This is a genomic window from Actinomycetospora sp. CA-053990 (assembly GCF_050948445.1).
Taxonomy (GTDB): Bacteria; Actinomycetota; Actinomycetes; order Mycobacteriales; family Pseudonocardiaceae; genus Actinomycetospora; species Actinomycetospora callitridis.
Window position 1 is genome coordinate 1,264,467 of sequence record NZ_CP192043.1, and the last position, 11,843, is coordinate 1,276,309.

The following is an 11,843-nucleotide window of genomic DNA, read 5'->3' on the forward strand; positions in this document are numbered from 1 at the left end:
GTCGAGCCGAAGCGAACCCTCGTCGCGACAAATCCCATAGGATATGGTCGCCCTCGTGGACACCGGCCTGCTCGGCGACGCCCCGGCGCTGCCCGAGCGCGTGGAGCTGCAGCTCCGCGAGCGGATCCTCGCCGGCGACCTGCGCCCCGGCACCTTCCTGCGCCCCGATCGCCTGGCCGTCGAGCTCGGCGTCAGCCCCACGCCCGTGCGCGAGGCGCTGCAGGCCCTGCGCGCCGACGACATGGTGCGCGCCCTGCCCCGGCGCGGGTTCGTGGTCGCGCCGCTGGATCTCGGCGACGTCGCCGACCTGTTCGCGGTCCAGGCCCGCATCACCGGCGAGCTCGCGGCCCGCGCCGCGAACGCGCTCGACGCCGAGGGCCTCGCGGGGCTGCGGGCGCGCGCCGCGGAGGTCGACGCGCTCATCGAGGCCGGCGATCCGGGCGACCTCGCCCAGGCCGAGCGCCGCTTCCACGCCGCGCTCAACCGCGCCTCCGGTGCCCGCAAGCTCGCCTGGCTCGTCGGGCGCGCCGCGCACTACCTGCCCCCGCGCTTCTACACCGACCGGCGCGCCTGGCGCACCGCCACCGTCGCGGCGCACCGCACCCTGCTCGACGCGCTCGCCGCGGGCGACCCCGACACCGCCCGCGCGGCGATGGAGGGCCACGTCCTCGACGGCCGCGACCTGCTCGTCGCCCACCTGGAGGCCGTGGGCTTCTGGGACGAGACCACGACCTGACCGACACCACAGGAGGCCGACGATGCCCGTCACCCTGACCGAGGAACAGCAGGACTTCGCGAACGCGATCGGCGAGTTCGCCCGCCGCGAGGTGCCCGACAAGGCACGTCGCGACGAGCTGACCGCCGAGGGCCCGCACTCGATGGAGGTCTATCGCAAGATGGCCGACCAGGGCTGGCTCGGCATCGCGCTGCCCGAGGCGTACGGCGGCTCCGGCGGGTCGATGACCGACCTGCTCGTCTTCCTCGAGGAGACCTCGTACCACCAGATCCCCATCGGCGGCTTCGGCACGACGATCATCACCGCGGCCGCGCTGGAGCGCAGCGGCTCCGAGGAGCAGAAGCAGCAGCTGCTCGGCGACGTGATCAACGGGGAGCTGCTGGCGATCTCGATGTCCGAGCCGGGCGCCGGGTCCGACGTCGGCGGCCTGACCTGCAAGGCCGAGAAGACCGAGAACGGCTGGGTGGTCAACGGCCAGAAGACGTGGTGCTCCAACGCCCACATCTCGAAGCACATCCTGCTGGTGGCGCGCACGTCCACCGAGGGAGGCAAGCACGACGGCCTGACGATGTTCATGGTGCCGACCGACGCCGACGGGCTCGAGATGCACGGCATCGAGACGATGGGCGGCAAGGAGGTCAACGACCTCTACTTCACCGACTGCCACCTGCCCGCCGACGCCGTCGTGGGCACCGAGGGGCAGGGCTGGCGCCAGCTCATGGCCGGGCTCAACCTCGAGCGCATGATCCTCGCCGGGCTGATGCTCGGGCTCGCGCGCCGCGCGTTCGACGACACCGTCGCCTACGTCAAGGAGCGCCACCAGTTCGGCCGGCCGGTCGGCAGCTTCCAGGCCATGCGCCACCGCATCGCCGACAACGCCACCGAGCTCGCGGCCACGAAGCTGCTGGTGCACGACACCGCGCGCACCATCGACGCGAACCCGGGCGCGCTGTTCCCGCGCGAGGCGTCGATGGCCAAGCTCAAGGCCACCGAGCTGGCCAAGCACCTCTCGCTCGAGGGCATGCAGATGCTCGGCGGCTACGGCTACGCCACCGAGTACGGCATGGAGCGCCTGCTGCGCCAGAGCGTCGTCTCGACCGTGTACGGCGGCACGAGCGAGATCCAGCGCGACATCATCGGCAAGTCCTACGGACTCTGAGGGGGCTCCGCCAGCTCGTTGCGCAGGGTGTCCTTGAGGACCTTGCCGGTCGCGGTGCGGGGCAGCGGGTCCCCGCGCCAGATCACCGTGCGGGGCACGGCGAACGAGGGCAGCGTCCGGCCCAGGGCCTCCTGCAGCGCGCCGGTGTCGGGCGCGCTGCCGGGAGCGACGACGAGCACGGCGGCCACGTCCTCGCCGAGGCGCGGGTGCGGGATCCCGACGACGGCGGCCTCGTGCACGCCCGGCTGCGCGAGCAGCGCGGCCTCGACCTCGCCGCAGTAGACGTTCTCCCCGCCGCGCACGATGACGTCCTTCGCGCGGTCGACGACGAACACCCACCCCTCGCGGCGTAGCCCGAGGTCGCCGGAGGACAGCCACCCGTCGCGCAGCACGGCCGCGGTGGCCTCGGGGTCGCGCCAGTAGCCGCGCATGATCTGGGGGCCGCGGAAGCACAGCTCGCCCACCACGCCGTCGGGCACCTCGGTGCCCGTGGCCGGATCGACGACCCGCAGCTCCGCGCCGGGGACCGGGCGGCCGACGCTGTCGGGGTGCGCGGCGTAGTCGGCGCCGGTGTTGGCGCAGACCGCCGAGGTGGTCTCGGTGGCGCCGTACCCGTTGGCCGCCGACGCCCGTCCCGCGAGCTCCGTGGCCACCCGCGCCACCAGGGGCGGGGGGATCGGGGCGCCGCCCATGGCGATGCGGGTGAGCGAGGCCGTCTCGCGCGGGTGGTCGACGGCCAGCTCGACGACGTCGCGCAGCACCGCGGGCACGCCGGACGCGGTGGTCAGCTGCTCGGAGGCGATGAGGCGCAGCGCCTCCTCGGGGTCCCAGTGGTGCATCAGGGCGAGCGTCGCCCCGGACAGCACGGCGCCGTAGAGGCCGTTGAGCCCGGCGATGTGGAACATCGGGTAGGCCAACAGCGTGCCGGGGCGCGCGGGCGGGGTCACCGCATCGCCCCGCCGGGCGGCGGCCAGCGCGACGGCACGGCCGAGGCACGCGACGTTCAGCGCGTTCGTCACGTGGTTGCGGTGGCTGCTGACGACGCCCTTCGGCCGGCCCGTGGTGCCGGACGTGTAGATCAGCGTCGCGGTGTCGTCCGGCGCGACGTCCACCGCGGGCGGCGCCTGGTCGGACGGGCGCACGACGTCCTCCCACGCCACCACGCCGGCCGGGGCCGGGCCCTCGCCCCGCACCCGCACGATCGGCGGGAGGTCCGCGTGGTCCGCGAGCGCGGTGACCCGCTCCGGATCGGCGACCAGCACCCGCGCGCCGGCGTGCTCGAGCGCCCCGGCGAGCTGGTCGCCGGTCCACCAGGCGTTCAACGGCACGGCGACGAGGCCGGCGACCATCGCCGCCCAGAACGCCACCGTCCACTCGGGCACGTTGCGCATCGCGATCGCCACCCGGTCGCCCGGGCGAAGCCCCTGCTCGTCGACCAGCCACGCGGCGAGCCCCGCCACCGAGCGCCGGTGCTCGCCGTAGGTGCGGCGCTCGTCGCCGTAGACGGTGAACACGCGGTCGTCCGGGGCCGGCGACGTCAGGTAGAGCTCCCGCAGCGTGTGCGGGCCGCGCTCGTGGACGCGCATCGGGACGCCGTCGACGGTCGCGGGGACCATCGCGAACTCCCCGCCCGGCGCGGTGAGCTCCGCGAGCACCGGGCCCAGGCCGGAGCGCTCGGCGTGGTCGGTCATCTACGCGGCGGCCTTCCACCCCAGCGCCGGCCCCAGCTTGGTGGCCATGTCGGTGAGGATCTGGACGTAGTCGGAGTGCTCGAACGTGAACGGCAGCGCGAAGACGACCTCGCGCACCTCGCGGAACGCCGGGTCGGCGTACAGCTTCTCGGCGACCTCCTCGGACGTGCCGAGGACGTCGGGTGCCGCGAGCAGTCCCGGCCCCGGCGGGCCCAGCGGCGCCGCGGTGCGCGGGGTGCGCTTCTCGACGAAGGCCTCGTACTTCGCGCGCTGCTCGGCGGTGGCCGAGTCGGTGGGGATCACGACCAGGCCCTGCGACACCCGCGCGGACTCGCCGGCAGGGTGGTGCGCCTTGAACAGCGCGATCTGACGCTGCTGGATCGCCGCGAAGTCCCACTTCCCGTCGGTCTCGAGGTCGCTGTCCTCGGGCTTGATGATGTTGCTGGTGAGCAGGTTCAGACCCTGCTCGGCGGCCCACTGCGTCGAGCGCTTGCTGCCCGCGCCGTACCAGATGCGGTCGCCGAGCCCGGGGGAGTGCGGCTCGACCCGGGCCGAGAACTCCTCGAAGCCCTGGGTGCCCGAGAACGTGCTCACCGGCTCGCCGCGGACCATCCGCAGCAGCCGCGCCACACGCTCGTAGGAGAGGTCCTCGAGGTCCGCGGTGTCGGGGTAGAGTGCGCCCTTGACGTCGTCCCAGTGGATCGGCGGCCCGACGCTGAAGCCGGGCTCCAGGCGACCGCCGGACAGGATGTCGACGGTCGCGAGGTCCTCGGCCATCCGCAGCGGGTTCTCCCAGCCCAGCGGTGTGACGGCGGTGCCCATCGCGATCCGCGTCGTGCGCTGCGACGCGGCGGCCATGATCGCGATCGGCGAGGAGATGCCGGTCTGGAAGTGGCGGTGGCGCAGGTAGGCGCTGTCGAACCCGAGCTGGTCGCCGAGCTCGATGACCTCGAGCGTGCTCTCCATGCCGGGACCGGGGTCGTCCCCGTCGAACAGGCCGAGGGTGAGGAAGCCCAGCTTCTCGAGCGGGACGTCGGGTGTGGGCATGGCGGTTCCTCCCGGGACGCGGCACCCAGATCAACGTCGCGGAGCCCGGGATGTTCCCCCTAGAGCGCGGCGGCCGCGGCGGTGGCCACGGCCTGGTCCTGCTCGCCGGTGCCGCCGCTGACGCCCACGGCGCCGACGACGGCGTCGCCGGACATGAGCGGGACGCCGCCCGCGAAGATCATGACGCGGCCGTGGTTCGAGTCCTGGATGCCGTAGAACTGGCCGCCGGGCTGGGCGTTCTCGCTGAGCCCCTGGGTCGAGACGTCGAACGCCCGGGCGCTGAACGCCTTGTTGATCGCGACGTCGACGCTGCCGATCCAGGCCTGGTCCTGCCGGATGTGGGCCACGAGGACGCCGCCCACGTCGACGACCGCGATGTTCACCGGTTGGCCCTGCCGCGCCGCCTCCTCCTCGCCTGCCGCGATCACGCGGCGGGCGTCGTCCAGGGTCACGGTCTCGATCGAGCGCATGTCGGTCCTCCCGGCGGGCCGCGGACGGGCACGTCGATCGGTCGACGCCGCCTCGCCTCGGGGCCCGGAACTCATCGTGGTCCCTGCCGGAGGGACGCGTCCAGTACGGCGCGTCGCCGGGGTCACGCCCGCGCTGGGCCGTTCGCGGGAACCTCCGAGGGCTCCGGACTGGCTAGTGTCGACGCCGGGCGACGTGGCCCGTCCTGGCCGGAACGCACGTGAGACGGAGTGATGATCGTGGCGACCACGCGCGGTTTCCTGGGGCGGCGCAAGGAGCGCGATCCGCGTCTGCCGCCGGGGCAGTACGACGTCGGGGCGGGGTGGCCGGTGCTGACCGCCGAGGCCACGCCGCGGGTGGACGCCGACAAGTGGAGCGTCACCGTCGACGGCCTGGTGGACACCCCGACGACGTGGACGCTCAGAGAGCTGCGGTTGTTGCCGCCGTCGGTGTACGCCGGGGACATCCACTGTGTGACGACGTGGTCGAAGCTGGACACGAACTTCACGGGGATCTCGGTGGACACCTTGTTCGCCGCGGTGGGGGTGCGTCCGGAGGCGACGTTCATCGTGGAGACCTCGACGACCGGTTACACGACCAATCTCCCGATCGCGGACGTGACCGGCGGCAAGGCGTGGCTGGTGTGGGAGCACGAGGGCAAGCCGTTGTCCCGGGAGCACGGGGGTCCGGTGCGGATGCTGGTGCCGCACCTGTACTTCTGGAAGTCCGCGAAGTGGATCTCGAAGATCACGTTGCTGGACCACGACGAGCCCGGTTTCTGGGAGGTGAACGGCTATCACGAGCGAGGCGATCCCTGGCGTGAGCAGCGCTTCGACGGGGACTGAGGACCAGTTCGGCGCGCCCGAGGACCACGCGGGCGGGCCGAACGACCGGCGCGCGGCCGCGAAGTGGCGCGACGCGCGGGTCGTCGAGGTCGCGCACCCGGCCGTCGACGCGGTGGTCCTGCGCCTGGCCGTGCCCGAGCGCGTGCAGCACCTCCCGGGCCAGCACTACGTGGTGCGTCTGCGCGCCCCCGACGGCTACACCGCGCAGCGCTCGTACTCGGTCGCGTCCGCCCCGGGCGACGACCTCGTGGAGCTGTTCGTCGAGCGCATTGAGGACGGCGAGGTGTCCGGCTACCTCGCCGACGTCGTCGAGCCCGGCGACGAGCTCGAGGTCCGCGGCCCGATCGGGCGCTGGTTCGTCTGGCGCGGGCGCACCCCCGCCGTCGCGATCGGCGGCGGCAGCGGCGTGGCCCCGCTGGTCGGAATGCTGCGGAACGCCACCGACCTGGGGCACCCGGAGCGGCTGCGGCTCGCGGTCAGCGCCACCACCCGCGCGCGCCTGCCCTACGCCGACGAGCTCGAGGCCGCCGGCGCCCGGATCGCGCTCACCCGCGAGCCGGGCGAGCACGCCGGACGCCTCGACGCGGCGGCGATCGCCGAGCTGGTCGACCCGGCGGCCACGGTCTACCTGTGCGGCTCCGCGCGCTTCACCGGCGCGATGGAGACCCTGCTCGTCGACGCCGGCCAGCCCGAGGGGAGCATCCGCGTGGAGCGCTTCGGCCCCACGGGATAGCTCCGCCCCTCTCCTGGCGCGTCAGCTCAATGCAGTTGGCGCTGCCAGTCCCGCGGCACGCGGTCGGTCGGGCCCGGGGTGCCCTGGTCGGCGGGGTGGTGCCGGGGTCCGGCGAGCACCGGGCCGTGGGACACGGTCCCGTCGCGGTCGTCGAAGAACCAGTCCTCGCCGGGCTCGAAGCTCGTGAGGATCGGGTGTCCGGCGTCGCGCGCGTGATGGGTCGCGTGCTGCCCGGGCGAGGAGTCGCAGCAGCCGATGTGCCCGCAGGCGGCGCAGCGGCGCAGATGGAACCACCACCCGCCCGTCGCGTCGCACTCCACGCAGCCGGTGCCGGAGGGCTGGGCGTGCGGGTCGATCTCGGGGCCGTTCTCGCCGTCGCTCACGACGCCTCCTCGGTCGGTGCGTCCAGGCCGAGCGAGCGCCGGTCGTCCGGCGGCACGTCGGCGAGGTACTCGCGGTGGGTGCGCAGCCAGCGCTGCGCGTAGGGGCAGCGGGGGACGACGGCGACCCCCTCGGCGCGGGCGGCGTCGAACACCGCCTGCACGAGGCGGCCCGCCAGGCCGCGCCCACCGTAGGCCTCGTCGACCTCGGTGTGGATCAGCACGATCGCGCCCGGCGTCTCGTGGCCCCGACGGCGGCGCACGGAGACGTGACCCGCCTCGACGCCGTCGACGCGCAGCACGAACTCGCCGCGGTCGGGGTCCTCGTCCACCCGGACGTCGCTCTCGTCGTCCATCGGTCTCCTCACGTGCGATCCGGCCCCCGACCCGCCTCCATCCTGCTCCTGCGGGCGGCGGGACGCCCGTGACCCGCGGCACCCGGCGTTGACGGCGATCCCCGCCCGGCGCAGTATCGGGACCGATCGGTCCGGGACCGTGTGGTCCGTCATTCCGGCGTCCGGTACCGGTCCGACACCGAGGAGGAACCATGAGGGACGCGGTCATCGTCGACGCCGTGCGCACCCCGCTGGGCCGGGGCAAGCCCGGCGGCGCCTACGCCGGGGTGCACCCGGTGGACCTGCACGCGCACGTGCTGCGGTCGCTCGTCGAACGGACGGGGCTCGACCCCGCCGAGGTCGACGACGTCGTGGGCGGCGCGGTCGGGCAGGTCGGCGAGCAGAGCGGCAACACGACGCGGTTCGCGGCGCTGGCCGCGGGCTTCCCGGAGTCGGTGCCGGGGGTGACGATCGACCGCCAGTGCGGCTCCAGCCAGCAGGCGCTGTCGTTCGCGGCGCAGGGCGTCGTCGCGGGCGGCTACGACATCGCGATCGCCTCGGGCGTCGAGTCGATGTCGCGCATCCCGATCGGCAGCCAGACGCGGGTGGACGGGGTCGGCCAGGACGTCGCGGGGCCGTCGGTCGGCGCCCGCTACGCGCCGGGCCTCGTCCCGCAGGGCGTGAGCGCCGAGCTCATCGCGCGCCGCTGGGGCCTGTCGCGCCAGCAGCTCGACGAGTTCGCGCTCACCAGCCACCAGCGCGCCGCGAGCGCCTGGGCCGACGGGCGCTTCGCCGGCGAGGTCGCGCCGCTGAAGACCACGCGCGCCGACGGGTCGGTCGGTCAGCTCGAGACCGACGAGACGATCCGTCCGGGCACGACGGCCGAGGCGCTGGCGAGCCTCCGCACCCCGTTCGCCGACCCGCGCTGGACCGAGCGCTTCGGCGACATCGACTGGACGGTCACCGCCGGCAACGCGAGCCCGTACAACGACGGCGCCGCGGCCCTGCTCGTCACGACCTCCGAGATCGCCGCCGCGCACGGGTGGACGCCGCGCGCCCGGGTGCACACCGCGACCGTCACCGGCGACGACCCGATCCTCATGCTCACCGGCATCATCCCGGCGACGGCGAAGGTGCTCGCCCGCGCCGGCCTCGCGATCGGCGACATCGACGCCTTCGAGGTCAACGAGGCGTTCGCGTCGGTGGTCCTCGCCTGGCTCGCCGAGACCGGCGCCGACCCGCAGAAGGTCAACGTCCACGGCGGCGCGATCAGCATCGGCCACCCGCTGGGCGCGAGCGGCGCCCGGCTCGCCACCACCCTGCTCGGGGTGCTCGAGCAGACCGGTGGCCGCTACGGCCTGCAGACCATGTGCGAGGCCGGCGGCACCGCGAACGCCACGATCGTGGAGAGGATCGACCAGTGATCATTTCAGGAGCGAACGCCCTGGTCACCGGGGCCAACCGCGGGCTCGGCGCCGCGCTCGTGGAGGGACTGCTCGCGCGCGGGGCGGGCACCGTCTACGCCGCCGCGCGTGATCCCCGGACCGCAGCCCACAAGGACCCGCGCGTCGTCCCGCTGCGCCTCGACGTCACCGACCTCGCGTCGATCCGGGCGGTCGCCGAGCGCGCCGACGACGTCGACCTGCTCGTCAACAACGCCGGGGTGAGCGGGGCGGGCTCGCTGCTCACCGCCGATCCCGAGCGCGCCCGCGCCGAGATGGAGACCAACTTCTGGGGCCCGGTCGCGATGCTGCGGGCGTTCGCCCCCGTGCTCGCCGCGCGCGGCGGGGGCGCAGCCGTCTCCGTGCTGTCCGCGCTGTCGTGGGCGGCGATGCCCGGCGCCGGCGCCTACTCGGCGACCAAGGCGGCGGCGTGGTCGTTCACCAACACCGCCCGCGCCGAACTGCGCGACCAGGGCACGCTGGTGGTCGGCGTGCACCTGGGCTTCATGGACACCGACATGGTCGCCCACCTCGACGTCCCCAAGGTCGCCGCCGTCGATGTCGCCGACCGGATCCTCGACGCGGTGGCCGCGGGCGAGGAGGAGGTGCTGGCCGACGGCCCGGCCCGCGCGCTCAAGGAGGCCCTCGCCGGCCCGCCGAAAGGGCTGGAGATCTAGGGCTCCGGACCTAGGGGCCGGCGGTCGCGTCGTCGCTCACCAGCGGGGTGATCCGCACCCGCTCGACGCGGTGGCCGTCGACGGTCACCACCTCGAAACGATGGCCGAGCGCCTCGACGACGTCGCCGACCTCTGGGGTGCGTCCCAGCCGGTGCAGGACGAACCCGCCGAGGGTGTCGTAGGGCCCGTCGGGCAGCTCGAGGCCGGTCAGCTCGGTGACGTCGCTGCGGTGCAGCAGGCCGTCGACGTCGTAGGTGCCCTCGTGGCGGGGGCGCACCGGCACGGCCGGGTCGTACTCGTCCTGGATCTCGCCGACGATCTCCTCGACGAGGTCCTCGACGGTCACGATCCCGTCGGTGCCGCCGTACTCGTCGATCACCACCGCGAGGTGCCCGCCGCCGCGGCGCAGCAGCGTCAGGGTGTCGAGCACCGGCTTCCCGCCGGGCACCACCGTCACGGGGCGGGCGAGGTCGCGCAGCACGGGCGGCGTGCCGTCCGGGCGCGGGCGGGCCGTGAGCAGGTCGCGGACGTGCACGAAGCCGATGACGTCGTCGACCGACTCGCCGGTGACGGGGTAGCGGGAGTGCGGACGGTCGCTGATGTGGTCGACGGCGTCGGCGGCGGTGTCGTCGGCGGAGAGGAAGTCGACCTCGGTGCGCGGCACCATGACCTCGCTGATCACGCGGTCGGTCACCGCGAAGGCGTCCGAGAGCAGCCGGCGCTCGGCGTCGGTGAGCGTGCTCGTGGTGCGCACCATGTCGCGCAGCTCGTCCTGGCTGACCTCGTCGCCGGGGTCCAACGGGTCGACCCCGAGCACGCGGACCACCGCGTTGGTCGAGCGCGAGAGCAGCCAGATCAGCGGCCGGGTCAGGGTCGCCAGCCGGTCGAGCAGCGGTGCCGCGACCAGCGCGACCCGCTCGGGCTGCTGCAGGGCCAGGCGCTTGGGCACCAGCTCGCCGGCCACGAGCGACAGGTACGACACGAGCGCGGTGACGACGAGCAGCGCGCCGGTCGCCGCGAGCGCCACCGGCAGGCCCCAGCCGGCGAGCACCGGCTCGAGCCGCGTCGCGATCGTCGCGCCGCCGTAGCTCGAGGCGAAGAAGCCGGTGAACGTCACGCCGATCTGGACCGCGGACAGGAACCGGTTCGAGTCGCCGCGCAGCTTCGCGACGGCCCGGCCGCGCCCGCCCCGCTCAGCGAGCGCGGTCACCTGGCCGGGCCGCAGCGCCACCAGCGCGATCTCGGCCGCGGCGAAGAACCCGCCCACGAGCACGAACACCAGCACCAGCGCGATGTTCAGCGCGACGTCCACCCCGTGATCCTGACAGCCGGGAGGTACCGGACCTGTCGGGACGGGGGTGCTCCTACGGCGTGCGGCCCGTGACGGCCACGATCCGGTCGAGCATCCCGGCATCCTCGCCGGGGGTGACGGGATCGCCCCACAGCTCGGGGAGCGGCGCGGCCGGCACGAACACGATGACGTGGTCGAGACACGCCCGCAGGGTCGCGTCGGGCAGCGCGGGGGCGGGACGGTCGAGGGCGCGGGCGAGGTCCCACGCGTGCACGACGAGCTCGGTGAGCCCGATGAGCGCCCAGGTCGGACGCGGGAGCTCCGGCCCGCCGGGCGCGCCGGCCGTGCCCTTCCACGCGGCGGGATCGCGCCACGCCTCGGCCATCGCCCCGATCCTGGTCGCGAGCGCGTCCCGCCGCGTGGCGTCCCACGGACCGGTCCCCACGCCGGGGTCGTCGTCCCCGCGGGCCAGCGCGGCGAACCCGCCGGCGACCACGTCGAGGTGGTCGAGCAGGTCGGCGACCGTCCAGTCGGCGCACGGTGTCGGTGCGCGCAGGCCGGCGTCGTCCGTGGCCGTGACGAGGGCGGCCAGCGGCGCCGCGGCGGGGGCGAGGTCGATCGGTGGGGTGCTCATGGGGATGGGACTCCCCGACGCGGCCCCGAGTCATCGGTCGCGTCGTGACGTCCTCCTCGTCGTGCCGCAGAGGTCCGAGCGCACCCCTTCGAATGGCGGGGAGGGGTCGACGGTCGGTGTGACGTGGGTAACCTCGGAGGTGCCGCCCGTCAGGGGCGGTGATGTCCCGACGACGGTGACGACGATGTCATCGGAGGTGGACCGATGTCCGACGACGCGCGACGCGAACCCACGGCTCCCCGCGAGCGGCACGACGACGACCAGCCCGTACGCCAGGGCAACGTGCACGGCATGGTCGAAGCGGCCCGGCTGTGGGCCCGCCAGCAGGGCCTGCCGGTGCCGACGAACGGACCGCTCCCGCACGAGGTGATGGCGCAGTACAAGCGCCGCCAGACCTGGGAGTAG

Annotated in this window: 14 protein-coding genes; 7 read left to right on the forward strand and 7 right to left on the reverse strand. The window is 74.3% G+C overall.

The window, feature by feature from the left end:
* Positions 1-55: 55 nt before the first annotated feature.
* Positions 56-736, forward strand: coding sequence for a GntR family transcriptional regulator (locus tag ACQPYN_RS06545; RefSeq protein WP_433034808.1), 681 nt, complete (start codon positions 56-58; stop codon positions 734-736).
* 22 nt (positions 737-758) lie between these two features.
* Positions 759-1,895, forward strand: coding sequence for an acyl-CoA dehydrogenase family protein (locus ACQPYN_RS06550; protein ID WP_433034811.1), 1,137 nt, complete (start codon positions 759-761; stop codon positions 1,893-1,895).
* Here the strand turns inward: ACQPYN_RS06550 and ACQPYN_RS06555 are convergent.
* The 3 genes from ACQPYN_RS06555 to ACQPYN_RS06565 are packed head-to-tail and all read right to left on the reverse strand — an operon-like array spanning position 1,883 to position 5,103.
* The gene (locus tag ACQPYN_RS06555) at positions 1,883-3,586 is read right to left on the reverse strand and encodes an AMP-binding protein (RefSeq protein WP_433034814.1); all 1,704 of its coding nucleotides are present in this window, start codon (positions 3,584-3,586) and stop codon (positions 1,883-1,885) included. The genes ACQPYN_RS06550 and ACQPYN_RS06555 overlap by 13 nt on opposite strands.
* Positions 3,587-4,633 (reverse strand): LLM class flavin-dependent oxidoreductase, encoded by a 1,047-nt coding sequence (locus ACQPYN_RS06560; RefSeq protein WP_433034817.1) that lies wholly within the window; start codon positions 4,631-4,633, stop codon positions 3,587-3,589.
* A 59-nt stretch (positions 4,634-4,692) separates the two neighbouring features.
* Positions 4,693-5,103, reverse strand: coding sequence for a GlcG/HbpS family heme-binding protein (locus ACQPYN_RS06565; RefSeq protein ID WP_433034820.1), 411 nt, complete (start codon positions 5,101-5,103; stop codon positions 4,693-4,695).
* 231 nt (positions 5,104-5,334) lie between these two features.
* On the opposite strand from ACQPYN_RS06565, the gene ACQPYN_RS06570 reads away from it, so the two are divergent.
* Both ACQPYN_RS06570 and ACQPYN_RS06575 read left to right on the forward strand, forming a co-directional pair.
* Positions 5,335-5,946, forward strand: coding sequence for a sulfite oxidase-like oxidoreductase (locus tag ACQPYN_RS06570; RefSeq protein WP_433034823.1), 612 nt, complete (start codon positions 5,335-5,337; stop codon positions 5,944-5,946).
* Positions 5,921-6,679, forward strand: a complete 759-nt coding sequence (locus ACQPYN_RS06575; RefSeq protein ID WP_433034826.1) for an FAD-binding oxidoreductase — start codon at positions 5,921-5,923, stop codon at positions 6,677-6,679. The genes ACQPYN_RS06570 and ACQPYN_RS06575 overlap by 26 nt, the downstream gene beginning before the upstream one ends.
* A gap of 26 nt (positions 6,680-6,705) precedes the next feature.
* Here ACQPYN_RS06575 and ACQPYN_RS06580 read toward each other — a convergent pair whose 3' ends face one another.
* Together ACQPYN_RS06580 and ACQPYN_RS06585 are read right to left on the reverse strand one after the other, a co-directional pair.
* A complete protein-coding gene (locus ACQPYN_RS06580; protein WP_328310465.1) occupies positions 6,706-7,062 on the reverse strand; it encodes a UBP-type zinc finger domain-containing protein in 357 nt (118 codons plus the stop codon).
* Positions 7,059-7,415: a GNAT family N-acetyltransferase gene (locus tag ACQPYN_RS06585; RefSeq protein WP_328310463.1), complete on the reverse strand. Its 357-nt coding sequence runs from the start codon at positions 7,413-7,415 to the stop codon at positions 7,059-7,061. The genes ACQPYN_RS06580 and ACQPYN_RS06585 overlap by 4 nt, the downstream gene beginning before the upstream one ends.
* Before the next feature lie 191 nt (positions 7,416-7,606).
* On the opposite strand from ACQPYN_RS06585, the gene ACQPYN_RS06590 reads away from it, so the two are divergent.
* Complete coding sequence (locus ACQPYN_RS06590; RefSeq protein WP_433034831.1) at positions 7,607-8,818, forward strand: thiolase family protein; 1,212 nt, start codon at positions 7,607-7,609, stop codon at positions 8,816-8,818.
* A complete protein-coding gene (locus ACQPYN_RS06595; protein WP_433034834.1) occupies positions 8,815-9,513 on the forward strand; it encodes an SDR family oxidoreductase in 699 nt (232 codons plus the stop codon). The genes ACQPYN_RS06590 and ACQPYN_RS06595 overlap by 4 nt, the downstream gene beginning before the upstream one ends.
* A gap of 10 nt (positions 9,514-9,523) precedes the next feature.
* Here ACQPYN_RS06595 and ACQPYN_RS06600 read toward each other — a convergent pair whose 3' ends face one another.
* Positions 9,524-10,825 carry a hemolysin family protein gene (locus tag ACQPYN_RS06600; RefSeq protein WP_433034837.1) on the reverse strand — a complete coding sequence of 434 codons (1,302 nt, stop codon included), beginning with the start codon at positions 10,823-10,825 and terminating at the stop codon, positions 9,524-9,526.
* 52 nt (positions 10,826-10,877) lie between these two features.
* The gene (locus ACQPYN_RS06605; RefSeq protein ID WP_433034840.1) at positions 10,878-11,438 is read right to left on the reverse strand and encodes a TIGR03086 family metal-binding protein; all 561 of its coding nucleotides are present in this window, start codon (positions 11,436-11,438) and stop codon (positions 10,878-10,880) included.
* Between the two features lie 204 nt (positions 11,439-11,642).
* Here ACQPYN_RS06605 and ACQPYN_RS06610 point away from each other — a divergent pair, with 204 nt between their 5' ends.
* On the forward strand, positions 11,643-11,843 hold the full coding sequence (locus ACQPYN_RS06610) for a hypothetical protein (protein WP_274191171.1): 201 nt from the start codon (positions 11,643-11,645) through the stop codon (positions 11,841-11,843).

What these genes read in the sequence shown, in the direction of transcription:
- ACQPYN_RS06585 (WP_328310463.1), bottom strand. Translation starts at nt 7,415, where the DNA reads ATGGACGACGAGAGCGACGTCCGGGTGGACGAGGACCCCGACCGCGGC.
- ACQPYN_RS06605 (WP_433034840.1), bottom strand. Translation starts at nt 11,438, where the DNA reads ATGAGCACCCCACCGATCGACCTCGCCCCCGCCGCGGCGCCGCTGGCC.
- ACQPYN_RS06590 (WP_433034831.1), top strand. Translation starts at nt 7,607, where the DNA reads ATGAGGGACGCGGTCATCGTCGACGCCGTGCGCACCCCGCTGGGCCGG.
- ACQPYN_RS06555 (WP_433034814.1), bottom strand. Translation starts at nt 3,586, where the DNA reads ATGACCGACCACGCCGAGCGCTCCGGCCTGGGCCCGGTGCTCGCGGAG.
- ACQPYN_RS06550 (WP_433034811.1), top strand. Translation starts at nt 759, where the DNA reads ATGCCCGTCACCCTGACCGAGGAACAGCAGGACTTCGCGAACGCGATC.
- ACQPYN_RS06565 (WP_433034820.1), bottom strand. Translation starts at nt 5,103, where the DNA reads ATGCGCTCGATCGAGACCGTGACCCTGGACGACGCCCGCCGCGTGATC.
- ACQPYN_RS06570 (WP_433034823.1), top strand. Translation starts at nt 5,335, where the DNA reads ATGATCGTGGCGACCACGCGCGGTTTCCTGGGGCGGCGCAAGGAGCGC.
- ACQPYN_RS06610 (WP_274191171.1), top strand. Translation starts at nt 11,643, where the DNA reads ATGTCCGACGACGCGCGACGCGAACCCACGGCTCCCCGCGAGCGGCAC.
- ACQPYN_RS06560 (WP_433034817.1), bottom strand. Translation starts at nt 4,633, where the DNA reads ATGCCCACACCCGACGTCCCGCTCGAGAAGCTGGGCTTCCTCACCCTC.